The sequence below is a fragment of the Romboutsia sp. genome (assembly GCF_035470145.1).
Classification (GTDB): Bacteria; Bacillota; Clostridia; order Peptostreptococcales; family Peptostreptococcaceae; genus Romboutsia_D.
This window is the reverse complement of the sequence record NZ_DATIRC010000165.1, coordinates 1-23,544: the sequence shown is the minus strand read 5'-3', so window position 1 is coordinate 23,544 and position 23,544 is coordinate 1. Positions and strand designations below refer to the sequence as shown.

At 27.3% G+C, this 23,544-nt stretch carries 23 protein-coding genes; all 23 read left to right on the top strand.

The window, feature by feature from the left end; all coding sequences use genetic code 11:
• Positions 1 to 11: 11 nt before the first annotated feature.
• Entirely contained in the window at positions 12 to 824 is an 813-nt protein-coding gene (locus tag VLM92_RS06495) for a TlyA family RNA methyltransferase (protein WP_325275533.1), read from the top strand.
• Between the two features lie 79 nt (positions 825 to 903).
• The gene (recN, locus tag VLM92_RS06490; protein WP_325275532.1) at positions 904 to 2,586 is read left to right on the top strand and encodes a DNA repair protein RecN; all 1,683 of its coding nucleotides are present in this window, start codon (positions 904 to 906) and stop codon (positions 2,584 to 2,586) included.
• 237 nt (positions 2,587 to 2,823) lie between these two features.
• On the top strand, positions 2,824 to 3,867 hold the full coding sequence (locus VLM92_RS06485; protein WP_325275531.1) for a SpoIVB peptidase S55 domain-containing protein: 1,044 nt from the start codon (positions 2,824 to 2,826) through the stop codon (positions 3,865 to 3,867).
• 133 nt (positions 3,868 to 4,000) lie between these two features.
• Positions 4,001 to 4,828: a sporulation transcription factor Spo0A gene (spo0A, locus tag VLM92_RS06480; protein ID WP_325275530.1), complete on the top strand. Its 828-nt coding sequence runs from the start codon at positions 4,001 to 4,003 to the stop codon at positions 4,826 to 4,828.
• A gap of 180 nt (positions 4,829 to 5,008) precedes the next feature.
• Complete coding sequence (locus tag VLM92_RS06475) at positions 5,009 to 6,319, top strand: CCA tRNA nucleotidyltransferase (RefSeq protein ID WP_325275529.1); 1,311 nt, start codon at positions 5,009 to 5,011, stop codon at positions 6,317 to 6,319.
• Positions 6,320 to 6,495: 176 nt separating this feature from the next.
• The gene (gene steA, locus VLM92_RS06470; protein ID WP_325275528.1) at positions 6,496 to 7,617 is read left to right on the top strand and encodes a putative cytokinetic ring protein SteA; all 1,122 of its coding nucleotides are present in this window, start codon (positions 6,496 to 6,498) and stop codon (positions 7,615 to 7,617) included.
• Positions 7,618 to 7,633: 16 nt separating this feature from the next.
• The gene (locus VLM92_RS06465; RefSeq protein ID WP_325275527.1) at positions 7,634 to 8,509 is read left to right on the top strand and encodes a copper transporter; all 876 of its coding nucleotides are present in this window, start codon (positions 7,634 to 7,636) and stop codon (positions 8,507 to 8,509) included.
• 16 nt (positions 8,510 to 8,525) lie between these two features.
• Positions 8,526 to 9,218 carry a glycosyltransferase family 2 protein gene (locus VLM92_RS06460; RefSeq protein ID WP_325275526.1) on the top strand — a complete coding sequence of 231 codons (693 nt, stop codon included), beginning with the start codon at positions 8,526 to 8,528 and terminating at the stop codon, positions 9,216 to 9,218.
• A gap of 7 nt (positions 9,219 to 9,225) precedes the next feature.
• Positions 9,226 to 10,050: a glycosyl transferase gene (locus VLM92_RS06455; protein WP_325275525.1), complete on the top strand. Its 825-nt coding sequence runs from the start codon at positions 9,226 to 9,228 to the stop codon at positions 10,048 to 10,050.
• Positions 10,051 to 10,054: 4 nt separating this feature from the next.
• Positions 10,055 to 11,149, top strand: coding sequence for a DUF3866 family protein (locus VLM92_RS06450; RefSeq protein WP_325275524.1), 1,095 nt, complete (start codon positions 10,055 to 10,057; stop codon positions 11,147 to 11,149).
• A complete protein-coding gene (locus VLM92_RS06445; protein ID WP_325275523.1) occupies positions 11,124 to 11,654 on the top strand; it encodes an NUDIX hydrolase in 531 nt (176 codons plus the stop codon). The genes VLM92_RS06450 and VLM92_RS06445 overlap by 26 nt, the downstream gene beginning before the upstream one ends.
• A 61-nt stretch (positions 11,655 to 11,715) precedes the next feature.
• Positions 11,716 to 12,321: a hypothetical protein gene (locus VLM92_RS06440; RefSeq protein ID WP_325275522.1), complete on the top strand. Its 606-nt coding sequence runs from the start codon at positions 11,716 to 11,718 to the stop codon at positions 12,319 to 12,321.
• A gap of 11 nt (positions 12,322 to 12,332) precedes the next feature.
• On the top strand, positions 12,333 to 13,208 hold the full coding sequence (locus VLM92_RS06435) for a tyrosine-type recombinase/integrase (protein WP_325275521.1): 876 nt from the start codon (positions 12,333 to 12,335) through the stop codon (positions 13,206 to 13,208).
• Between the two features lie 23 nt (positions 13,209 to 13,231).
• A complete protein-coding gene (locus tag VLM92_RS06430) occupies positions 13,232 to 14,404 on the top strand; it encodes a phosphopentomutase (RefSeq protein ID WP_325275520.1) in 1,173 nt (390 codons plus the stop codon).
• A 26-nt stretch (positions 14,405 to 14,430) separates the two neighbouring features.
• Positions 14,431 to 15,243, top strand: coding sequence for a purine-nucleoside phosphorylase (locus VLM92_RS06425; protein WP_325275561.1), 813 nt, complete (start codon positions 14,431 to 14,433; stop codon positions 15,241 to 15,243).
• A gap of 154 nt (positions 15,244 to 15,397) precedes the next feature.
• Positions 15,398 to 16,723 carry a pyrimidine-nucleoside phosphorylase gene (locus tag VLM92_RS06420; protein ID WP_325275519.1) on the top strand — a complete coding sequence of 442 codons (1,326 nt, stop codon included), beginning with the start codon at positions 15,398 to 15,400 and terminating at the stop codon, positions 16,721 to 16,723.
• Between the two features lie 321 nt (positions 16,724 to 17,044).
• Complete coding sequence (gene mltG, locus VLM92_RS06415; protein WP_325275518.1) at positions 17,045 to 18,103, top strand: endolytic transglycosylase MltG; 1,059 nt, start codon at positions 17,045 to 17,047, stop codon at positions 18,101 to 18,103.
• A 104-nt stretch (positions 18,104 to 18,207) separates the two neighbouring features.
• Entirely contained in the window at positions 18,208 to 18,876 is a 669-nt protein-coding gene (locus VLM92_RS06410) for an O-methyltransferase (RefSeq protein WP_325275517.1), read from the top strand.
• On the top strand, positions 18,869 to 19,795 hold the full coding sequence (locus VLM92_RS06405) for a peptidase U32 family protein (protein WP_325275516.1): 927 nt from the start codon (positions 18,869 to 18,871) through the stop codon (positions 19,793 to 19,795). The genes VLM92_RS06410 and VLM92_RS06405 overlap by 8 nt, the downstream gene beginning before the upstream one ends.
• A gap of 37 nt (positions 19,796 to 19,832) precedes the next feature.
• Entirely contained in the window at positions 19,833 to 20,462 is a 630-nt protein-coding gene (gene udk / locus VLM92_RS06400) for a uridine kinase (protein ID WP_325275515.1), read from the top strand.
• Between the two features lie 89 nt (positions 20,463 to 20,551).
• Positions 20,552 to 22,219, top strand: a complete 1,668-nt coding sequence (locus tag VLM92_RS06395) for a peptidoglycan D,D-transpeptidase FtsI family protein (protein WP_325275514.1) — start codon at positions 20,552 to 20,554, stop codon at positions 22,217 to 22,219.
• 88 nt (positions 22,220 to 22,307) lie between these two features.
• Positions 22,308 to 22,958, top strand: a complete 651-nt coding sequence (gene sigK, locus VLM92_RS06390; RefSeq protein WP_325275513.1) for an RNA polymerase sporulation sigma factor SigK — start codon at positions 22,308 to 22,310, stop codon at positions 22,956 to 22,958.
• A 323-nt stretch (positions 22,959 to 23,281) separates the two neighbouring features.
• Positions 23,282 to 23,544, top strand: a 263-nt coding sequence (locus VLM92_RS06385; RefSeq protein ID WP_325275512.1) for a hypothetical protein, incomplete at its 3' end; no start/stop codon positions are given.

Below are 23,544 nucleotides of genomic sequence, written 5' to 3'. Positions count from 1 at the left end.
AAGGTAAATTTATGAAAAAAAGAATAGATGTATTATTAGTAGAACAAGGTCACTTTGAGAGTAGGGAAAGAGCGAAAAAAGCTATAATGGCAGGACTTATATTTGTTAATAATCAAAGATGCGATAAAGCTGGAGTAGATGTAGATGAAGAAGCGAAAATTGAAGTAAAAGGAAATCCAATACCATATGTTAGTAGAGGTGGACTTAAGCTTGAAAAAGCCATGAAAAACTTTAATTTAACTTTAGATAAAAAAATATGTATGGATATAGGTGCTTCTACAGGTGGGTTTACAGATTGTATGCTTCAAAATGGAGCAGTTAAAGTATTTTCAATAGATGTAGGATATGGACAACTTGCTTGGAAATTAAGACAAGACGAAAGAGTTGTTTGTATGGAAAGAACAAATATAAGACATGTAACTATAGAACAAACAAAAGAATTCGCAGATTTTGCATCTATAGATGTTTCGTTTATATCTTTAAAATTAGTTCTGCCAAAATGCAAGGAACTTATTTGTCCGAATGGAGAAATAGTAGCATTAATAAAGCCTCAATTTGAAGCAGGAAGAGAAAAGGTTGGTAAAAAAGGTGTAGTTAGGGAAAAGTCTACACACATTGAGGTAATACAGATGATATCAGATTTTGCAATTGAAAATGGATTTGAAATATTAGGATTAGATTATTCACCTATAAAAGGTCCTGAAGGAAATATAGAATATTTAATTCATTTAAAAAATGGAAATGAAGGATATACATTTAACAGTGAGCAACATAGTAAAAAAATAATAGAAGTAGTTGAAGATTCTCATAATTTAAGCAAATAGATTCGATTTCACATTTTAAAATTTAAAACGAACTATGTTTATAGTTCGAATTTTTATATAAAAAAGAGGGGGATTTAAGTTGATCCTTGAGTTGTATATGAAAAATTGCGCCTTAGTAGAAGAATTGAGGCTAAATATTGATGAAAAATTAAATATATTAACTGGTGAAACAGGTTCAGGAAAGTCTATAATAATTGATGCTTTAGGGTTATGCTTAGGAGAAAAATATGATAGATCATTTTTAAGAAAAGGTACGGACAAAGGATTAGTTGAAGCTGTATTTTATTCGAAAAATAATCATTTAAATAAAGTATTAGAAGAAAATGATTTAGAGTTAGACGAAGATGATTTATTAGTTATTACAAGAGTAATTTATTCTGATGGAAAGAGTGTTGCTAGAGTAAACGGCAGAACTGTTAAGATGTCAGTATTAAAGCAAATAGCATCTACACTAATAGATGTGCATGGACAACATCAAACACAAGCATTATTTAATAAAGAAACACATCTACAATTTTTAGATTTATTTGGAGAAATTGAGTTAACAGATTTTAAAAGAGAGTATAAGATTATATATGATAAGTATAGTGAAGTCAAAAGATCATTAAATATACTAACAGAGAATAAAGATGATATGCAAATTCAAAGGGAAATAGATTTATTAAAATTCCAAATAAACGAAATAGAATCAGCTAATTTAAGTAAAGATGAGTATGAAGATTTGCTTAAGCAAAGAGATGTTTATAGAAATAGTGAAAAAATTTATAGTAACTTAAACTTAAGTTATCAGCATTTATATGATGGTTCAGTTAATGCTGTAGATTTAATTGGTAGTACAGTAAGAGAATTAGGTGCTATAGCACAGTATGATAAATCTTTAAGTGATTATAATGATGATATCGAAAGAATTATGTATGAGCTTCAAGATATTTCTAGAGAGATAAGAAACTATAAAGAAAACATAAACTTTGAACCTTATGAATTAGAGCAGGTGGAGTTTAGAGTTGATGAAATAAATAACTTAAGAAGAAAGTATGGAGAAACTATACAAGATATATTTGAGTATTACAATAAAATAAAATCTAGATTAGATGAAATACTAAATAGAGATGAAAGAGTAGAAGAATTAAAATTGGAAGTGTTTAAACTTGAAAAAGCCTTATCGATTAAAGCTGATAATTTAACACAAACTAGAAAAAAAGTTGCATCTAAATTAGAAGAGGTTTTACTTATAGAGTTAAAAAGCTTAAACATGAAAAATGTAGTATTTAAAGTGAACTTTGAAAAAAGTACATTTACACAAAATGGGCAAGATGATGTAGAATTCATGATATCATTCAACTTAGGGGAAGATATCAAACCTATATATAAGGTAGCATCAGGTGGAGAAATGTCTAGATTTATGTTAGCATTTAAAACTATACTAGCAGATATAGACCAAATTGATACATTAGTATTTGATGAAATAGATACAGGAATAAGTGGGATAGCAGCTCAAATTGTAGGTGAAAAACTTAGTAATATAGGCAAGAAAAAGCAAATCCTATGTATAACACATTTACCACAAATAGCAGCTAATGCAGACACACATTATTGTATAGAAAAAAGTACATCAAATGAAAGAACTTTTACAACTATAAGAAAGTTAGATCATAGTCAAAAAAGAGATGAAATAGCGAGACTTATAGCAGGAAGTAATATAACAGAGAAAACAATGGAACATGCAACTGAAATAATAGAATTAGCTAAAAGAAGCCTTTAAAGGCTTCTTTTTTAATATACTAAGGGATTATAAATTAGATGGTTTGTGGATAAATTATAATTCCAACTACTGAACTTGAAATAGCTAGCCAACACGTTGCTCAAGCAATGGGTCTGATTTTCTAGTTCGTTGACGATATGAGAGAAATGAATTTTTTATTTAGATATATAATATGAATAAATATTTCATATAAAGAAATTATAAGTATATAGTTTGTAAGTAGGGAGTGGCAGTATTATGTTTAAAAATTTTAAAAGTAAAAATACTGTAGTAATGGTAGTAGTTATAAGTTTAGTATTACTGGGTGTGAAAGCACTAAGAGAAGATTACAAAGAGTTATCAATGGAAACTATGATGAACAGCAATAAGGATGAAATAAAATATGTTTATCCACTTGGAAAAGTTGTAGGGGTTAAGGCTACTACAGATGGTGTATTAGTGATAGGATACGAAGAAGACAATATTGAATATATAGGAGGTATACAAAAAGGAGATAATATAGTAAAAATAAACGGACAAAAAATAAATAATAGCCAAGATATAACTAATACTTTAAATAAATTAGAAAAAGATGATATAGATATAACATTTGAGAGAAATAATAAATATATTACAGAAGCCGTAAAAATAAAGCGTAAAAATGGAAAATCAAAACTTGGGTTATGGGTAAGAGATAAAATATCTGGAATAGGAACAGTAACATTTTATGATCCAATAAACTATAAATTTAAAGCTATAGGACACGCAATTACAGATGTAGATACAAATGAATTTTTAAAAATAAAACAAGGAAATATATATAATCCTATAAGTATTAACATAACAAAGGGAAACTACAATAAAGTAGGACAAATTAAAGCAGAATTTAGCACATCAAATCCCATAGGTAATTTTGATGATAACTCAAATTTTGGGATAAGTGGAAATCTGACAGGAAAAATAAACAATGACATGCAATTAGTAGAAGTAGGCAAGAGAGAAGATGTAAACTTAGGAAAAGCATCTATTCTTTTTGAGGATAAAAATAGAAATATAATAACCTATGATATACGTATTGAAAGCTTTGTAGAAAATGATAAGAATGATAGAGATATGGTAATAGAAGTGGTTGATGAAAATTTAATAAATTATACAGGTGGTATAATTCAAGGAATGAGTGGTGCTCCTATAATACAAAATAATAAGATTATTGGTGCGTTAACACATGTTTTTAAAGATAATCATAAAAAAGGATATGGTGTTTTCATAGATGAGATGATAGAATTAGATAGGAGATATTAAAAAATTAATATTTATTTCAATATATTTTTCAATATATTTAAATAAATTGAAGGAATATAATTTTAGTATGTCGAATATGCTTAAGTATGAAAAACTTTTGATATTATTATATAAAAAATAAGATATTTTATTAATGGGGGGAATTTTAGTGAACGAAAAAATTAAAATAGTTTTAGCAGATGATAATAAGGATTTTTGTCAGGTACTTAAAGAATACTTATCTAATGAAAGTGATATAGAAATATTAGGTATCGCAAAAGATGGAATAGAAGCGTTAGATTTAGTAAAGAAGACTCAACCAGATTTACTAGTATTGGATGTTATAATGCCGCATTTAGATGGTTTAGGAGTTATAGAAAAGTTAAATTCAATGGATATACCTAAAATGCCAAAAATAATAGTATTATCAGCAGTAGGTCAAGATAAAATAACACAAAGTGCTATTAATTTAGGTGCAGATTACTACATAGTTAAGCCGTTTGATTTTGTTATATTTATAAACAGAATAAGAGAATTGGTTTCGAATAGAACTAGTCATATAGAAATAAAACCAAGAATGCATGCAGATATACAAATGACGAGAAGTGATTTTGTAAAGAATGTAGGAAACATAGAAACAGAAATAACAAATATAATACATGAAATAGGTGTACCTGCTCATATAAAAGGATATTTATACTTAAGAGAAGCTATAAAAATGGTTATAGAAAATGTAGAGTTATTAGGTGCTGTAACAAAAGAATTATATCCTAGTATAGCTAAGAAATTTAATACTACTCCAAGTAGAGTAGAAAGAGCTATAAGACATGCTATAGAAGTAGCATGGAGTAGAGGTAAGGTTGATACAATAAACCAATTATTTGGATATACAGTTCATAATACAAAAGGAAAACCTACAAACTCTGAATTTATAGCAATGATAGCGGATAAATTAAGATTAGAACACAGTATGGTTAAATAATTATATAGTTAATACAATAAGTCTTCTCAAATAAAGAAGGCTTATTTTTATTTATAGTGTTTTAAAATTTGTTATTTTATAGATAAGTATAAAGTCAAGAATATCATTAATATAAAAGAAAATAGTTTCGTATAGTTATAATTGACAATACTGAGTAAATTAAAATTAAGGAGAAATATAATGAAAATAAATTTACCTAAACAAGTTGAATTTATAATTGATAAAATATATGAAAATGGCCATGAAGCTTTTATAGTAGGAGGGTGTGTAAGGGATTCTATATTAGGAATTAAGCCTAATGATTATGATATAACAACTAATGCTAAGCCAGATGAAGTAATAGAAATATTCAAAGATTATAAGATAATAGACAATGGAATAAAACATGGAACAATAGGATTAATTATTGATAAAGATATTTATGAAATAACAACATATAGAATCGAAAGTGAATATGAAGGAAATCGTAGGCCAAAAGACGTAAAATTTACATCGAACATTATAGAAGACCTAAAAAGAAGAGATTTTACTATAAACTCTATAGCGTATAATTATAAAAGGGGTTTGATTGATGTATTTGATGGAATGAATGATATACATAGAAAAGTAGTTAAAACAGTAGGTGACCCAGACGAAAGATTTAATGAAGATGGTCTTAGAATAGTAAGAGCAATAAGGTTTAGTAGTAAGTTAGGATTTGATATAGAAAGCAAAACTTTAAAAAGTATATATAAAAATTCATACATAGTAAAAGAAATAAGTAAAGAAAGAATAACAGATGAAGTTAATAAAATTATATTGAGTAAAAATCCCCAACAGATAATACTTTTATATACAACAGGTATCTTACAATCTTTAGGAATTTATTGTGATTTAAATGGAAATGAATATAATATGTTGAAAAAATATTCAGAGATATTAGTACAATGTAGTGAAAACTTAGAGGAAAGATTGTTAATGTTAGAATATTTAATAAGCAATAAAGAAATAACGGATATGAGTAATAAAGAAGATGAAAATATTAAATACTATAAAGAAAATATACAACCTAAAAGTATAGTAAATAAATTAAAGTACTCAAAATATATAAGTAATCATTGTAATAAATTAATTGAATATATGTTTATAGATGAAAATAATATAGATTTGATAAAAATAAAAAAGATTTTAAATAAAATAGGTGCTAAAAATTTGAATCAAGTATTTAAACTAAAAAAAATGTATTATGAGTATAACTTAAAAAATGATTCATACAATGAAAGTTTTAAAATAAAATATAATTTATTAAATAATTATATTAATAAAATAGAATGCATAGAAAAAAATAAAGAATGTTATATGATAAAAGATTTAGATATAAATGGAAGTATTTTAGAAGGTTTAGGTTATAAAGGAATAGATATCGGTAATAAATTAAATTATTTATTAGAAGAAGTTATAAAAAATCCGTCTCTCAATAAAAGAGAAAATTTAATGAAATTGTTAAGATAATTATATATCTATTCAAGTTCAAATAGCTGAAAGAAATGTAATTTATTAAAATATTGACAAGAAATAAACAAATGGAATTTATCTAAATATTTAAAACAAACTTTAAATATTTCTTTTGTTGTGAAATAATGTTATAATGTAATGTGATTTTAAAAATGATATCGGAGGTTTAAAATATGAGAGTCGAAGCCCCTATTAAGGTAGACCGAAAAACAAAAAGGCTTGCTAAGAGACTTACAGGTGGAGAGATAGCAGTTATAAATCATATAGATATTGATGAAGTTGCTGCAAACTCTTTAGTAGAAGGTAAAGTAAAACTTGTAATCAATGCATCACCTTCTATAAGTGGAAGATATCCAAATAAAGGCCCGGGAATATTAACTGAAAAAAATATTTTTATAATTGATAATGTAGGAGAAGAGTTATTCCATAAATTGTTAGAAGGTCAAACAATCGAAGTTATAGATGGGAAAATATATAGAAACGGCGAACTTCTAGGAGAAGGTGAAGTCTTAGGAAAAGATGAAGTAGGAGTTAAATTAAAAAAGGCCTATGAAAATTTAGCTGTAGAATTAGATAGATTTATAGATAATACTATAGAGTACGCTAAAAAAGAAAAAGGATTTATCTTAGGAGAAATTGAAATACCTGAAGTTAGTACAAATTATGCAAATAGACATGTATTAATAGTTGTAAGAGGACAAGATTATAAACAAGATTTAAGTACTATATTATCTTATATCGAGGAAATGAAGCCAATATTAGTTGGAGTTGACGGTGGTGCTGATGCTCTTTTAGAATTTGGATATACTCCAGATGTAATTGTTGGTGATATGGATAGTGTAAGTGATGAAGCATTAAAAAAGGCTGGAGAAATAATAGTTCATGCATATACTGATGGGAGAGCTCCAGGACTTAAAAGGGTACAAGATTTAGGTTTAGATGCTATAGTTTTTCCAGCACCAGGGACTAGCGAAGATATAGCTATGCTTATAGCATATGAATATAAAGCAGAACTTATAGTAGCATTAGGAACTCATTCAAATATGATTGATTTCTTAGAAAAAGGAAGAAAAGGTATGGCGAGTACTTTCTTAGTTAGACTAAAAATAGGTTCGAAGCTAATAGATGCAAAAGGTGTTAATTTACTATATAGAAGTAAATTGAAAATGAAATATATATGGGCATTAATAGCAACAGCATTGTTCCCGGTATTAATATTAGCATCTTTTTCACAAAGTGTTCAACAATTTATACACTTAATGGAATTGAAAATTAAGTTACTATTACAGATGTAGATTTAGGAGGATTAAAATGCATATAAATATGAAATATTATATAGTTAGCATAGGAGCTATATTTATAGCTTTAGGAATTGGTATGTTAGTAGGATTTAACTTGAATTATGATCAAGAACTTAGCAAACAACAAGCTAGTATCATAAATGATTTAGATAATAAATTTGAAGATTTAAAGACTACTAATGATAACTTAGAAGATAGTTTAGCGAACTTAACTTCAGATTACGACCAAGCAATAGAATTAATAAATAAAAATACAAATAAAATAATATCTGGTGGATTATTAGAAAAAAATATAGGAATAATATCTACTAATGAAAATAATGATTACACTAAAGAAATAGAAGAAATTGTAACAAAAGCTAATGGAACATTATCATTTAATATAGTTTTAAGTGATAATATAGAGAATAAATCAAAATTAGAAGAAGCATCTACTAAATTAAACATAGAATTTAAAAGCGGACAAGATGTAGTAAAATATGTATCAGAATGTCTAAAAGATGAAGGCGGAGTAACTAAACTACAAAATCTTCAAAGTCTTGAATTAATAAAGCTAAACTCTATTTCAAGTGATTACCTAAATTATGATTCTGTAGTTTTAACAGGTGGAAATGAAGCTAAAAATGGAAATGATAAATTTAGTAAAGTTGATGAGGTTTTAATAACTAAATTAAAAGAACAAAACAAAAATATTGTAGGAGTTCAAAAAAGTAATACTAAATTCTCATATGTAGATTTATATTCTAAAAATAAAGTTACAACTATTGATAATATAGATGAAGGAATAGGACAGGTATCATTAGTAATATCATTAAGTGAAAAAGGAATAAGTGGAAATTTTGGAAGATTAGAAAGTGCAGATAAATTATTTCCATACAAGAAATAAGTAAAGGAGAAAAGATATGAGTCCTTATATAAGTATAATAATACCAGCTTATAATGAAGCAAATAAAATAAAAGATACATTAGAAAATGTTATAGATATAAAAGAGATAAATGAAATTATCGTGGTAGATGATGGATCAAGTGATAATACTGTAGAAATTGCTTCAAATGTAAAAAGTGATAAAATTAAGGTCTTTAAACTAGATAAAAATAGAGGTAAAGGATATGCATTAAATTATGGATTAGATATATCTATGAAGAATGCAGATATTATAGGTTTTCTAGATGGGGATTTAGGAAGCTCATCTAGTGAAGTAAAAAAGCTTATAACTCCGATATTAAACGATGAAGCTGATGTAATAATTGCTAAGTTCCCTCCTGCAAAGAAAAAGGGAGGATTAGGATTTGTGAAGGGCTTAGCTAAAGATTCAGTTTTAGATATGACAGGCGTGGAACTAGATGCCACTTTATCTGGTCAAAGAATATTCAAAAAAGAAGTATTACAAAAATTTAATGAAATTCCATTTGGATATGGTGTAGAAGTGGGTATGACCATAGATATATTAAAATATGGTTACAAAATAAAAGAAGTATTAGTGAATATGACTCACAGTGAAACAGGAAGAGATTTAAAAGGATTTATTCATAGAGGGAAACAATACTATCATATAAAGAAAGTTTTAAAACAGAAAAGGAAAGAATGGAGGTAGTATGTAAGTGGAAAATTATATACTTTATACTATTTTACTGTTTATAGGATTATTTGGTACGTATGCAATAATACCTTTATTTAAGAATTTATTAATAGAGAGTAATGTACTAAGGCCAAATTATAAAAAAGATATGATACCTGTAAGTATGGGGATAGTATTTTTACCAATGATAATTATAAATGGTATAATATTAGCATTCTTTACACAAGATTATAAGAATTTGTTATATTTATTTATGTTTATATTTGGTATGATATCTATGTTTTTTGCAGGTGTATTAGATGATATTATAGGAAATAGAGATGTGAGTGGATTAAAAGGACATTTTAAAAGTTTATTAAAAGGAAGCCTTACTACAGGTGGATTTAAAGCTTTATTTGGTGGATTTGTTGGAGTGATTATATCTATTGCAGTGTCTAAAAATTTAGGAGATATAATTATAAACACACTAATAATTGCTTTATCAACTAACTTAATGAATTTATTAGATTTAAGACCAGGAAGAGCTATAAAAGTATATCTTTCTATATCTGTAGTTTTATTTTTAACTTTAACTGGATATATTAAGTTTTTAATATTTCTCATAGTTCCAAATGTACTTGCGTATTTTAACTATGATTTAAAGGCGAGAGCAATGATGGGAGATACTGGATCTAATGTGTTAGGTATATCAATAGGTATGTTAGTTATCATGGGATATTCATTAAAAGTTAGAATTGGATGGTTAGTATTTTTGGTATTTATACATATACTTACGGAGAAGTATTCACTAACAAAGATAATAGAAAAAAATAAATTCTTGAATTTTATAGATAAGTTAGGAAGGTAAACCTATGATAAGTAAAAGAATAGGAGTAATTGAATCTATAGTAGATCAAAGCGAAGGATTAGATGATATAAGGGTAAATATAAACGGAGATATACAAAGGGCCTATAATTATCCTAAGATGACAGGAACAGTGAATATAGGCGATGAGGTGGTTTTAAATACTACTGCAGTTGAGCTTAGCTTAGGTACTGGTGGATATCATTTTGTAATAGCAAATTTGAATAGTTTAGAATCGAATTTAACGCAAGGTGGGCATATCATGAAATTAAGGTATACTCCTTTTCAAGTTAAGGTTGATTCAGTAGAAGAACAAGAAAGTGTTTATCACGAAAAAATAGAAGGTTTTAAGAATTTAAACAATATGCCGGTAGTGGTTGGAACTTTACATAGTATGTTAACATCATTTGTAGCATCGTATAAGAAAAATAATCCTAATAAGAAATTAGTATATATAATGACCGACGGAGCAGCACTTCCAATATATTTAAGTAAAAATGTTGATACATTAAAAAGTAAGGGTTTAATTGATAATACTATTACAATTGGAAATGCATTTGGTGGAGACTATGAATGTATAAATATATATACAGCATTAATAACTGCCAAAGAAATTTTAAAAGCAGATTGTGTATTTATTAGTATGGGTCCAGGTATTGCAGGAACTGGAACTAAATATGGATTTACGGGTATAGAACAAGGCCCTATATTAGATGCAGTTAAAAAGCTAGGAGGTAATCCTATAGCTATACCTAGAATTAGTTTTTCAGATAAAAGAGATAGGCATACAGGGATATCTCATCATAGTATTACTGTGTTTAAAGACATTGTAAATGTTGAGGTAAATATACCAATAACAAATTATGAATGTGATAAGTTAGATAAAATACAATCTCAAATAAAAACAAATAAATTAGATAAAAAACATAATATAATATTTATAGATAATAAAAATACTAAAGAAGATTTAGACTACTATGGATTAAAAGTAAGAAGTATGGGCAGAAATTACGAACAAGATAAGGAATTTTTTGAAGCTGCTAGTACAGCTGCATATTACTTAATGGAGGTTTGTGATGATAGTAGAAGAAACGACTATTAGTAGTGATAGGATATATACTGGAAAAATAATTAGTTTAAAAGTAGATACTGTTGAGGTAGAGAATCAAGGGTATCAAAAAAGAGAAATAGTGGAACATGGTGGCTGTGTAGGTATAGTTGCAATAAATGATAACAATGAAATTATACTAATAAAGCAATTTAGAAAAGCCATAGAAAAAGTTATTTGGGAAATTCCAGCAGGTAAAATTGAGGCTGGAGAAAATCCTAAAGAATGTGCCATAAGAGAACTTAAAGAAGAAACTGGGCATGAGGCACAGAACCTAAAATTAATACATAAGTTTTTTACATCAGCAGGTTTTTCTAATCAAAAGATATATATATATTTAGCTACTGGACTTACCGTTGGAGAAAGAAACCTTGATAATGATGAAAGTTTAGACGTATATAAAATGAATTTAGAAGATGCTTATAGTATGGTTATAAAAAATGAAATTGAAGATGCAAAAACTTCAATAGGAATTTTATTGGCTAAAGAATTAATATAAAATGCATAACCTCCTCTTTTCATACATACTATTTTGTAAGATACAAGAGGAGGTTATAAATTTGAGAAGAACATACAGAAAAGGGAATTTTAAAGAACTAAACAAACAGATAATAGTTATTGGAGTTGTATTTATATCATTTATAATACTAGGCACATATTTAAATAAAATATGGCCAAGTTCTCAAAGCAATATAATGGACAATATTAATCCGGCCATAGAATGTTATAATTTAAGTACAGGTACAAAAGAGGCAATAATATCAAATTTAAAGTCAGACTTAATATTTATGGGATCAATAAGTATATTTACATTATTGATTGTGACTTTTCCTATTATATTCATAATATTTATGCTAAAAGGTTTATCAATCGGCTATACTATAAATAGCACTATATTAGCATTAAACTTTAAAGCTACAAGAATGATATTTATCATTTTATTTAAAAATTTAATAACTATACCAGGCGCAATTATATTAGCATTAATTTCATTTAATTATTTAAAAAAAATAATGTATGAATTGAAAAAAGGAAAAAGAGATAATATACTATTTTTGGGAAAAAGATATTTACTAAATGCCATAATTGTACTAACTACAACAGTTGGATTACAATCAATAATAAACATGATAAGTATAGGTATTATTAAGTTCCTAGTTAGATAAAGGAGTTTACTATGGAAGTCACAAAGGAATATATAGGTTATTTAAAAGCCAAAAAGAAGTTATCAGGTAATACTATATCATCTTATTTTATAGATATTAAAAAATACATAGAATATTTAAAACAAAATAAAATAAGTATAAATAATGTAGTAGAAAATGATATTATTGGATATTTGATAAAATTAGAAAAAGATAATATATCAGTAGCTACAATATCTAGAATGATATCTTCAATAAAGTCTTTTCATGATTACTTATTTTTAAGCCATATAAGCGAAAATAACCCAGCAAAAGGTATAAAAAAACCTAAATTAGAAAAAAATAATTTAGATATACTAACGCAAGAAGAAATAGAGGCGTTATTAAATTTCCCCAAATTAATAACACCTAAGCAAATAAGAGATAAGGCTATATTTGAAATTTTATATGGAACAGGAATAAAAGTTTCAGAGTTGGTAGAAATGGACTTAGACAGTGTAGACTTAGAGATAGATTATATATATTGTAATGGTAATAAAAATCAACGAGTTATACCACTTTCAGATATTACAAAATTATACTTAGAAAAATATATAAAAGAATCAAGAACTAAGTTAGCAAATGAAGGTGAAGATGCACTTTTTGTAAGTTCTCTAGGGCAAAGGTTTACGAGGCAAGGTTTATGGAAACTTATAAAAAAACATGCTAGCTTAGCTAATATAGATAAAAATATAAACCCAAGTATGCTTAGACATTCATTTGCAATTCATTTATTAAATGAAGGGGCAAATATTGCGGTGGTTAGCAAGATATTAGGAAATGCTAACTTATCTAGTTTACAATCATACTTAAATCATATAGATAAAAATATGAGGAGAGAAATAAAAGAAAAACATCCTAGAAAGTAAACGATAAAAAAGGAGGACAAACTATGAGTAGAGTAATATGGGTTATAATCGACAGTGTTGGAATAGGAGCATTGCCTGATTCTAAAAAATTTGGAGATGAAGGTGTGAACACTTTAGGTAACATAGTTAAAGTACATAATGATATAAAAATTCCAAATTTATTAAATTTGGGAATAGGAAATATAGATGGAGTTAATTTTATAGAAGGAATAAACAATCCTATAGGTACTTTTGGTAAATGTAGCGAAGTATCTCAAGGAAAAGATACTACTACAGGTCATTGGGAAATGACAGGAGTATTAGTTGAAACACCATTTAAAACATTTGAAAATGGATTCCCTAAAGAAATAATAGATGAATTTGAAAAGAAAACAGGTAGAAAAGTAGTAGGAAATAAACCAGCTTCAGGAACAGCCATATTAGATGAATATGGTGAACATCAAATGAAAACAGGAGATGTAATAGTTTATACATCTGCAGATAGTGTATTCCAAATAGCAGCACACGAAGAAATAATACCTTTAGATGAGTTATATAAAATGTGCGAGATAGCTAGAGAAATTATGATGGGAGATAATGCTGTTGCTAGAGTTATAGCAAGACCATATGTAGGTGAGGGAACAGGAACATTTACAAGAACATCTAATAGAAGAGACTACTCACTAAATCCATTTGAGCCTACAGTACTTGATAATATAAAAGAAGCAGGCTTAGATGTAATAGGAGTAGGCAAAATAGAAGATATATTTAATGGACAAGGTATAACTGAGGCAATACACACTAAAGATAATATGGATGGTGTGGATGAGACAATAAATTATATTAAAAAAGATAATAAAGGATTAATATTTACTAATTTAGTTGACTTTGATTCTAAATATGGTCATAGAAGAGATACAAAAGGTTATAAAGAAGCATTAGAAGAATTTGATGCTAGAATACCTGAAATTATAGATGCAATGAATGATGATGATATATTAATAATAAATGCAGATCATGGGAATGATCCAACATATAAAGGTACAGATCATACAAGAGAGTATATACCTTTATTAGTTTATGGAAAAACTATAAAAGAAGGATTAAATTTAGGAATAAGAAATAGTTTTGCAGATATAGGAGCAACTGTTGCAGAGATATTAAATATAGAGGCGCCTAAAAATGGACAAAGCTTTAAAAAAGACATTATAAAATAATCTAGGAGGAAAAATTAATGAATAATATGTTTGACAAAATACAAGAAAGTGCAGATTTTATAAAGGGTAAGAGTAATACACAACCTAAAATAGGATTAATTTTAGGGTCAGGGCTTGGAGTATTAGCAGATGAAATACAAAATCCTGTTAAAATAAAGTATAATGATATACCAAATTTCCCTATATCAACAGTTGAAGGTCATGCAGGACAACTTGTAATAGGAAATCTTGAAGGAAAAGAAGTTGTAGCAATGCAAGGAAGATTCCATTACTATGAAGGATATTCTCAACAAGAAATAACATTCCCAGTTAGAGTTATGAAAGCTTTAGGTGTAGACACTATTGTGGTAACTAATGCTGCTGGAGGAGCTAATGTAAACTTTGAACCAGGAGATTTAATGGTAATCAAAGATCATATAAATTTAAGTGGAAGTAATCCATTAATAGGAAAAAATGACGAAAGATTTGGACCAAGATTCCCTGATATGTCTACAGCGTATAAGCCAAAGTATGTAGAATTAGTAAAAGAATGTGCAAAAGAATTAAATATGAAAATACAAGAAGGTGTTTATGCATTCTTCAGTGGACCAACATATGAAACACCAGCTGAAGTAAGAATGGCACAAATATTAGGAGCAGATGCAGTTGGTATGTCTACAGCTCCAGAGGTTATAGTAGCGTCTCATTCAAGTATGGATGTTATAGGTATATCTTGTATAACTAACATGGCAGCAGGAATACTTGATCAACCTCTTGACCATGAAGAAGTAATAGAAACTACTCAAAAAGTAAAATCTGAATTCCTAAGTTTAGTAAAAAATGTAGTTAATAAGATATAGTTTTTGCTAACTTTACAAATATAAGCTTAATATTAATTATTAATTAATATTAAGCTTATTAAAGTTTAAATATGTATAATGATTAAAATAATGATTAAAATATAGTAGAGCGCATATGAAATAAATAACTAGGAATTTATTAAGGAGAATTATAATGAGAATTTATGATATAATCAGAAAAAAAAGAGATAATCATGAGTTAAGTAAAGCTGAAATTGATTTTTTTGTTGAAAAGTATTCAAAGGGTGAAATACCAGACTATCAAGCGTCGGCATTATTAATGGCCATATACTTAAATAAAATGAATAAGCAAGAAACGGTATATCTTACTGAAGCAATGATGAATTCAGGGGATGTAATAGACTTATCAGAGATACAAGGAATAAAAGTAGATAAACATAGTACAGGAGGAGTAGGCGATAAGACTACTATAGCATTAGCTCCACTTGTAGCAGCATGTGGCGCACCTGTAGCTAAAATGTCAGGTAGAGGACTAGGGCATACAGGAGGAACGTTAGATAAGTTAGAATCTATACCAGGATTTTCTATAGAAATGGAAGCTAAGAAATTTATAGACTCTGTAAATGAGCATAAAATAGCAGTATGTGGACAAACAGCATCAATAGCAGTAGCAGACAAAAAAATGTACGCATTAAGAGATGTAACTGCTACAGTTGATAATATTTCTCTTATAGCTGCAAGTATAATGTGTAAAAAATTAGCTTCGGGAGCGAATGCAATATTACTTGATGTTAAAACTGGTGATGGAGCATTTATGAAAACACTAGATGATTCTTTTGAATTAGCAAAGGCTATGGTTGATATTGGATGTGGAATGAATAGAGAAACTATAGGTATGATAACTGATATGGATGAGCCACTAGGATTTGCAGTAGGAAATTCATTAGAAGTTATAGAAGCTATAGAAACATTAAAGGGAAATGGGCCTAAAGATTTTGTTATGCTATGTGAGACTTTAGGTGCATACATGTTAGTCTTGGCTAAGACTGTAAATAATTTTGATGAAGGTATTAAAAAGATTAGAGAGGCAATAACATCAGGTGTTGCTCTTGATAAATTAAGAGTGTTTATAGAAAATCAAGGAGGAGACAAGAGAGTAGTAGATGATTATTCATTATTACCAACAGCATCAAAAATAGTAGAAATAAAAGCTCCTAAAAGCGGTTATATAAGCAAGATAGAAGCTGAAGAGATTGGAGTTTCAGCAATGATTTTAGGTGCAGGAAGAGAAACTAAAGAAGATGAACTAGATTTATCAGCTGGGATAGTATTAGAAAAGAAAGTTGGAGACTATGTAGCACAAGGCGATGTATTAGCATATATGCATTTAAATAAAGAAGAGAAATTAGAACAAGCTAGTGCAAGATTTATAGGTGCTTATGAAATAGTCGAAGAAAGAGTAGAGCCTAAAAAGTTAGTATATGGTGTTGTAACTAAGAATGAAGTGAAAAAATTCTAAAAATATGATTATAAAAAGTCTAACGTGTAAACAATAACGTTAGACTTTTTTTAGTATGAGGAAATTATAAATTTCCATTCTGGGAGATAGTTTGAACAACAGATATGAATAAATACATACTAGTGTAATATTATTAGTGATAATTTTTTATGATTTAAAAGAAAAAGTTTAAAAAAACGTAGTTTACAGATTATTAAAGAAATGATAAAAAACTGTTTTTTATATTTAACAACTAAATTTATTCGACAATTTTATTGAAAATTTTCATGCTTAGATTTATAATATAAAGGATATAAATATATATAAGGAGTAGATAACCCTATGGATTTGAACAAAAATAAATGGAAGGTAATTAAATTAACTTCTTTTATATTAGTAGTTTTAATAGGAATTTTTATATTTACACAAATCGGTCCATATAATAGAAATAACAAAAAAGATATAGTAATTGATATACCTTCAGGTTCAACTGTTAGTAAAATATCAGATATATTATATGAAAATGAGTTAATAAAGAATAAGACTTTATTCAAAGTTGTAGCGAAAGTAAGTGAAAAATCGCCAAATATTAAGGCAGGGAAGTACCTACTTAATCAAACATATTCAAATAATGATATAATAAATCTTTTAGCTTCAGGTAGGATATATCAAGATGGAGTTAAAATAACTATACCAGAAGGGTCTACATCTAAAGAGATAATAAATATTCTCATATCAAAAAAACTTGGGAACAAAGAAACTTATGAGAATTTAATACAAAATCCCAAAGAGTTTTATGATAAGTTTTCATACTTAAAAGAGGATGATATAACATGTTTAGAAGGGTTCTTATATCCAGAAACTTATTATTTTGATGAAAATGCTTCTGAAAAAGAGATATTAAGTCAAATGCTATCAGAATTTAATAAGATTTATAGTGATAAATTAAAAGAAAAACAGAAAGAATTAAATATGACTCTTCAGCAGGTTGTAAATTTAGCCTCAATTGTAGAAAAAGAAGCTGTTTTAGATGAAGATAGACCGACAATAGCAAGTGTATTTTATAACAGATTAGAAAAAGATATGCAATTACAATCTGATGCGACAATACAATATATTTTTAAAGAACGAAAAAAAATAGTAACATACAATGATTTAAAAATAGACTCTCCATACAATAGTTATAGAAACAAAGGCTTACCACCAACACCGATTGCAAATCCAGGAGTAAAGTCTATCCAAGCGACATTATATCCTGATGATACAAAGTATTTATATTTTGTAGCTAAGTTAAATGGAGGTAACAATTATAGTGTAGAATACAAAGATCATCTTAAGTATGTAAAAGAATATAAAGATGAAAGAGCAAAGTTAAATCAAAATAAGATAGAAGAAAAATAAGATAAAATTATTTTAAGACAAGATTTAAAAGTATGGATTATGCTTTAAAAAAATTAAGGTGTAATCCTCTATTAATTTTTTTTGCCACTTAAGGAGTGATTTTAATGAGTAATATAGTAAACGAATTAGTACAAGATTATATAAGAAATACACTAAAGGATAAAGAAGGACTTTTAAAAGAGTTAGAAGATTATGCAATAGAACATAATGTTCCAATAGTACACAAAGAAGTATCAGACTTATTAAAAGTATTACTTAAGGTTCAAAAACCAAAGAGAATATTAGAAGTTGGATGTGCTATAGGATACTCTTCGATATTATTTGCATCTACAATAGGAGATGATGTAGAAATAATAACTGTAGAGAGAAATGAAAAAATGATAGAGAAAGCTAAAGAAAACATAAAATCAGCAGGATTTGAAAAAAATATAATTATATTAGAAGGAGATGCAGAAGATAGACTTAAAGAGGTTGAAGGCGAATTTGACATGATTTTCCTAGATGCAGCTAAAGGTCAATATCAATTGTTTTATGATATGGTTATAGATAAATTAAAAGTAGATGGTCTTTTAATATCAGATAATATTTTATATAAAGGCATGGTAGCGCATGATGATTTTGTTATAAGAAGAAAGAAAACAATAGTCAAAAGAATGCGAAATTACTTAGATTATATATGCAACTGTGACTATTTAAACACATCTCTTATACCAATAGGAGATGGTGTAGCACTTAGCTATAAGCAAAGTGAAAGAGGTGACATAAATGCATAATGTAGAACTTTTAGCACCAGCTAGAGATTTAGAAGAATTAAAAATAAACATAGATAATGGAGCAGATGCTGTTTATATAGGTGGCGAAGTATTTGGGATGGTATCTCAAAATAAAGATTTTTCTAAAGAACAAATGGTAGAAGGCATAGACTTTGCACATAAAAAAGGAAGTAAAGTATATGTAGCGGTTAATATAATTCCTCATAATGAAGATTTTATTGCAGTAGAAAACTATTTAAAGCAACTTGAAGAAATTGGAGTAGATGCAGTTTTAATATCAGATCCAGGCATGCTTAATATAGTTAAAAATACTATACCTAAAATGGAGATTCATTTGAGTGATCAAGCAAATACTACAAATTATGTCACAGCTAAATTTTGGCATGAACAAGGAATAAAAAGGATAGTAGCATCAAGAGAACTATCTTGTGAAGAAATAGCTCAAATAAGAGCTAAAACTCCTTTAGAAATGGATATAGAGGTATTCGTACATGGTACTATGACGCTATCATATTCAGGTAGACGTTTAATTAGTAACTATATTACAGATCAAAATTTAGATAAAAAAATAAACAAAAAAAGTTATAATTTAGTAGAAGAAAAAAGACCTGGAGAATACTTTCCGGTTTATGAAGATGAGCGAGGAACATTCTTATTTAATTCGCAAGATTTATGTATGATAGAGTATATACCACAACTAATTAAAGCGGGTATAAAAAGCTTTAAAATTGAAGGTAAAATGAAAGATTCTAAATATGTAGAACAAGTTGTCAAGGCATATAGAGCGGCTATAGATGAATTTTATAAAAATCCACAAGGGTGGGAATTTAACCCTATGTGGTTAGGCGAATTAAAAAAAATAAGCGATAGACAATTCACAGCTGGATTCTATTTAGGTAATCCATGTGATAAAAAATAAAAATGAGAATCTGACTTAGTAAGGAGAGTACTACAACATGAAAAATAAAAAAAGACCCCTAATAATAGGAATAACAGGTGGAACTGGTTCAGGTAAGAGTACAGTTTGCAAAGCGATAATGGAAAATATACCAGAAGAAAATATAGCTACACTAGAACAAGATGCGTACTATAAAGATCAAACTCACTTAACACTTGAAGAAAGATTAAAGACTAATTATGACCATCCACTTTCTTTTGACAATAAACTTCTTATAAAACATATAGAAGATTTATGTGAAGGTAAATCTATAGAAAAACCTATATATGATTATGAACTTCATACAAGAAAACAAAATGAAACAGCGAGTATAGCTCCTAAAGATATAATAATAGTTGAAGGTATAATGATACTAGAAGATGAAGAACTAAGAGATAAGCTAGATATAAAAATATATGTAGATACAGAAGATGATATAAGAATTCTTAGAAGAATACAAAGAGATATAAAAGAAAGAGGAAGAACTGTAGATTCAGTTATAGAACAATACTTAACTACAGTAAAACCTGCACATGATCAGTTTATAGAGCCATATAAGAAATATGCAGATATAATAATGCCTGAAGGTGGCCAAAATGAAGTGGCTATAGATATAGTTATAAGTAAAATAAGAACTCAGTTAGACTAAAATATAAAAGTTTAATATAAATAATTTGTAAATTTAGTATTAACCCCTTAGAAATTGTTAAAAATGACAAGTATCTAAGGGGTGATTTTATGTCAAGGAAAAAAGGGAATTTATCTAAACAAATTATAAGACGTGCATGGGCTATGTTTTCATTTAGCATCATAATATATTCATTTTTAACTTATAGATTGACAGCTATACAAATTTTAGAATCTGATAAATATAAAGAAAAATCAGAAAGACAGAGTATTCAAAAAGTTGATTTAAATAGTGGAAGAGGAATTATATATGACAGAAATGGAAAGCCTTTAACAGATAACGTAAAAGAAGAAGTAATGATAGTTGAAAAAGAAAGATTTATAAATGATTCACAGGTTAGAAAATTAGTACAAGAATGTAGTAAAATGAAAATCGAAGATATCTATTTAAGCATACAAAAGCAACTAAAATCACAAATATTTCAAATTAAAGTAGAAGATTTAAGTGATGACATGAAAGAAAAATTATTAGAAAAAAACATTATAGTACAAGAACGAACACTAAGATATTCATCAGACTGGTTATTGTCTCATACCATAGGTTATATTAAACGATCAGATAAAGTTGGAGAATCAGGGATAGAAAAAGCTATGAACAATATACTAAAAGATTCTAATGAAAAATATTTATCAGCATTTAAAGCAGGGGCATCAGGTAATACACAAGATTTAGGTATATTAAAAGGAAGCATAAAAACTGTGAATGAAGTGGAAGATGCTAAACATATAAAACTAACCATAGATAAAGATATCCAAAAGAAAGTAGAACAAATAGTAGATACAGAAGAAAATCCAACATCAGTAGTGATATCTGATGTAGATACAGGAGAAATATTATGTATGAGTTCAAGACCAAATTTTGACCAAAATGATGTGGCTAAATACATCCAAAGTAAAGAAGGTGAGCTTGTAAATAGAACTGTACAAAGTATATATCCTCCAGGATCTGTATTTAAAATAGTTGTTTTATATGCAGCTTTAGAACAAGGAGTAATAGATGAAAATTATACATATAATTGCACAGGAAAAACTATAGTAGGTAGTAATGGAAAAGTGTTAAACTGTCATAAAAAAGAAGGACATGGAATAGAAAATTTGCAACAAGCATTTTCTAATTCTTGTAATACAGCATTTTTTGATATAGCTACTAAAGTTGGAGAAGATAAAATAATCGAATATGCAAAAAAACTTCATTTAGATGAACCTGTTAATATAGGTATAGATGAAGAAAAAAATAGAGAAATACCTACAGATATAAAAATATCTAATTTAGCGATAGGGCAAGGAAGCCTAGGATTTACACCATTACAAATAAATCAAATGACTCAAATAGTTGCAAATAATGGAACATATAAACCTTTATATTTGTATGATAGTATAGTTAATAATGATAAAAATATAGTGAAAAGTTTTAGGTCTTCTAAATCTGAAGAAATTATATCTCCATATACTATAACTATAGTGAAAGAAATGATGAAGGGCGTATCTAAGGATGGAACAGGAAAGGATTTAAAAGATTTAAAAGATGGATGTGGAGTAAAAACAGGAACGGCACAAAGCACTTCTGACGGAAAGAAAGTAAATCATGGATGGATAACTGGATTCTATCCTGAAGAAAGACCTAAATATGCTATAACCGTATTAGTAGAAGGAACTGAAAAAAATAGCAAATCAGCAGTACCTATTTTCAAAGAAATATGCATAAAATTAAGCAAATAAATAAAAATAAAAATTTATAAAACAAGCAATTTAATCAGGCCACTCTCATATAATTTAAAATGAAACATCAGAAAGAGGGGGTGGCCTGTTGACTATTCTCAAATCATTTGAAAAACCATTAACCCCTGAAGAAGAAGTTACTTATCTAACAAAATTCAAAGAAAATAAAGATGAAAATGCAAAAGAAGTTTTAGTTGAAAGAAACATGAGACTAGTAGCGCATATTGCTAAGAAGTACAATAATTCTAGTGAGGATCAAGATGATCTTATATCCATTGGTACAATAGGATTAATCAAAGCGATAGAGACATATAACACAGAGAAAGGTACGAGATTAGCAACATATGCATCAAAGTGTATAGAAAATGAGATATTGATGAATATAAGAGCAAACAAAAAGAATAAAGTTCAAGTATCTCTTCAAGACCCTATTGGAATGGATAAAGAGGGAAATGAAATTAGCTTAATTGATGTATTAGGGACAGATATTGATTATATACTAGATCAAGTAGAACTAAAAGTTCAAATTGGAAAACTATATGAACAATTAGATAAAATATTGACTAAAAGGGAAAAAGAAATAATACTTCTAAGATATGGATTAACTACTTGTGGGTATAAAACACAAAGAGAAATAGCACAAAAGCTTGATATATCTAGATCTTATGTATCTAGAATTGAAAAAAGAGCTCTTAAAAAACTTAGAAAAGAGTTAAAATCAGAAAAAAGCCTTGTATAGGCTTTTTTTTGTTATAAAAATGAACATACATATTATTTTATAAAATGACGTAATTAGATATATAAATTTTAAAGTTGAATATTGCTTTTAAAAAAATGTATTTTAGGTTAGATTTGATAACAAAAAATATTAATTTATAGCAAATAATTTTGTTTAAAACTGTTCAAAAATTGACAAAAAAATTGAAAAGAGTATGCTAATATAACATATATAGTAGAAAAAAATAATATTACAAATCTATATAAAAATATATATCATAATTAAGAATAAGAATAATAAATTTATATTATAAAGTAATAAGATAGAAAAGGATGGTGACTGTTGTGATAGATTTATATAAATATAGAGAAACTTTAGAATTTCTTAATTTAGTTATTATTATTTCTGTACCTTTTATTGCTTTTATGTCATACAAAATATCTAAAAATAGATTTTATATATATTCATTATATATATATAGTATAGAAATATTATTCTTAATAAATAAAAATAAAATAAGTATAAACATTTTATATTGGTTATTAATTGCTACAATAGTAAAAATAAATTCAATAATACTCCTTAGAAAAAAAATTAAAATAAGAAA

Excerpts from the sequence above, each read along its gene's own strand:
- VLM92_RS06465 (WP_325275527.1), top strand. The coding sequence starts at position 7,634 with ATGCATATAAATATGAAATATTATATAGTTAGCATAGGAGCTATATTT.
- VLM92_RS06395 (WP_325275514.1), top strand. The coding sequence starts at position 20,552 with ATGTCAAGGAAAAAAGGGAATTTATCTAAACAAATTATAAGACGTGCA.
- VLM92_RS06495 (WP_325275533.1), top strand. The coding sequence starts at position 12 with ATGAAAAAAAGAATAGATGTATTATTAGTAGAACAAGGTCACTTTGAG.
- spo0A (WP_325275530.1), top strand. The coding sequence starts at position 4,001 with ATGGGGGGAATTTTAGTGAACGAAAAAATTAAAATAGTTTTAGCAGAT.
- VLM92_RS06420 (WP_325275519.1), top strand. The coding sequence starts at position 15,398 with ATGAGAATTTATGATATAATCAGAAAAAAAAGAGATAATCATGAGTTA.
- VLM92_RS06430 (WP_325275520.1), top strand. The coding sequence starts at position 13,232 with ATGAGTAGAGTAATATGGGTTATAATCGACAGTGTTGGAATAGGAGCA.
- VLM92_RS06435 (WP_325275521.1), top strand. The coding sequence starts at position 12,333 with ATGGAAGTCACAAAGGAATATATAGGTTATTTAAAAGCCAAAAAGAAG.
- VLM92_RS06425 (WP_325275561.1), top strand. The coding sequence starts at position 14,431 with ATGTTTGACAAAATACAAGAAAGTGCAGATTTTATAAAGGGTAAGAGT.
- VLM92_RS06445 (WP_325275523.1), top strand. The coding sequence starts at position 11,124 with ATGATAGTAGAAGAAACGACTATTAGTAGTGATAGGATATATACTGGA.
- steA (WP_325275528.1), top strand. The coding sequence starts at position 6,496 with ATGAGAGTCGAAGCCCCTATTAAGGTAGACCGAAAAACAAAAAGGCTT.
- VLM92_RS06405 (WP_325275516.1), top strand. The coding sequence starts at position 18,869 with ATGCATAATGTAGAACTTTTAGCACCAGCTAGAGATTTAGAAGAATTA.
- VLM92_RS06450 (WP_325275524.1), top strand. The coding sequence starts at position 10,055 with ATGATAAGTAAAAGAATAGGAGTAATTGAATCTATAGTAGATCAAAGC.
- VLM92_RS06475 (WP_325275529.1), top strand. The coding sequence starts at position 5,009 with ATGAAAATAAATTTACCTAAACAAGTTGAATTTATAATTGATAAAATA.
- VLM92_RS06485 (WP_325275531.1), top strand. The coding sequence starts at position 2,824 with ATGTTTAAAAATTTTAAAAGTAAAAATACTGTAGTAATGGTAGTAGTT.
- udk (WP_325275515.1), top strand. The coding sequence starts at position 19,833 with ATGAAAAATAAAAAAAGACCCCTAATAATAGGAATAACAGGTGGAACT.
- mltG (WP_325275518.1), top strand. The coding sequence starts at position 17,045 with ATGGATTTGAACAAAAATAAATGGAAGGTAATTAAATTAACTTCTTTT.
- VLM92_RS06410 (WP_325275517.1), top strand. The coding sequence starts at position 18,208 with ATGAGTAATATAGTAAACGAATTAGTACAAGATTATATAAGAAATACA.
- VLM92_RS06460 (WP_325275526.1), top strand. The coding sequence starts at position 8,526 with ATGAGTCCTTATATAAGTATAATAATACCAGCTTATAATGAAGCAAAT.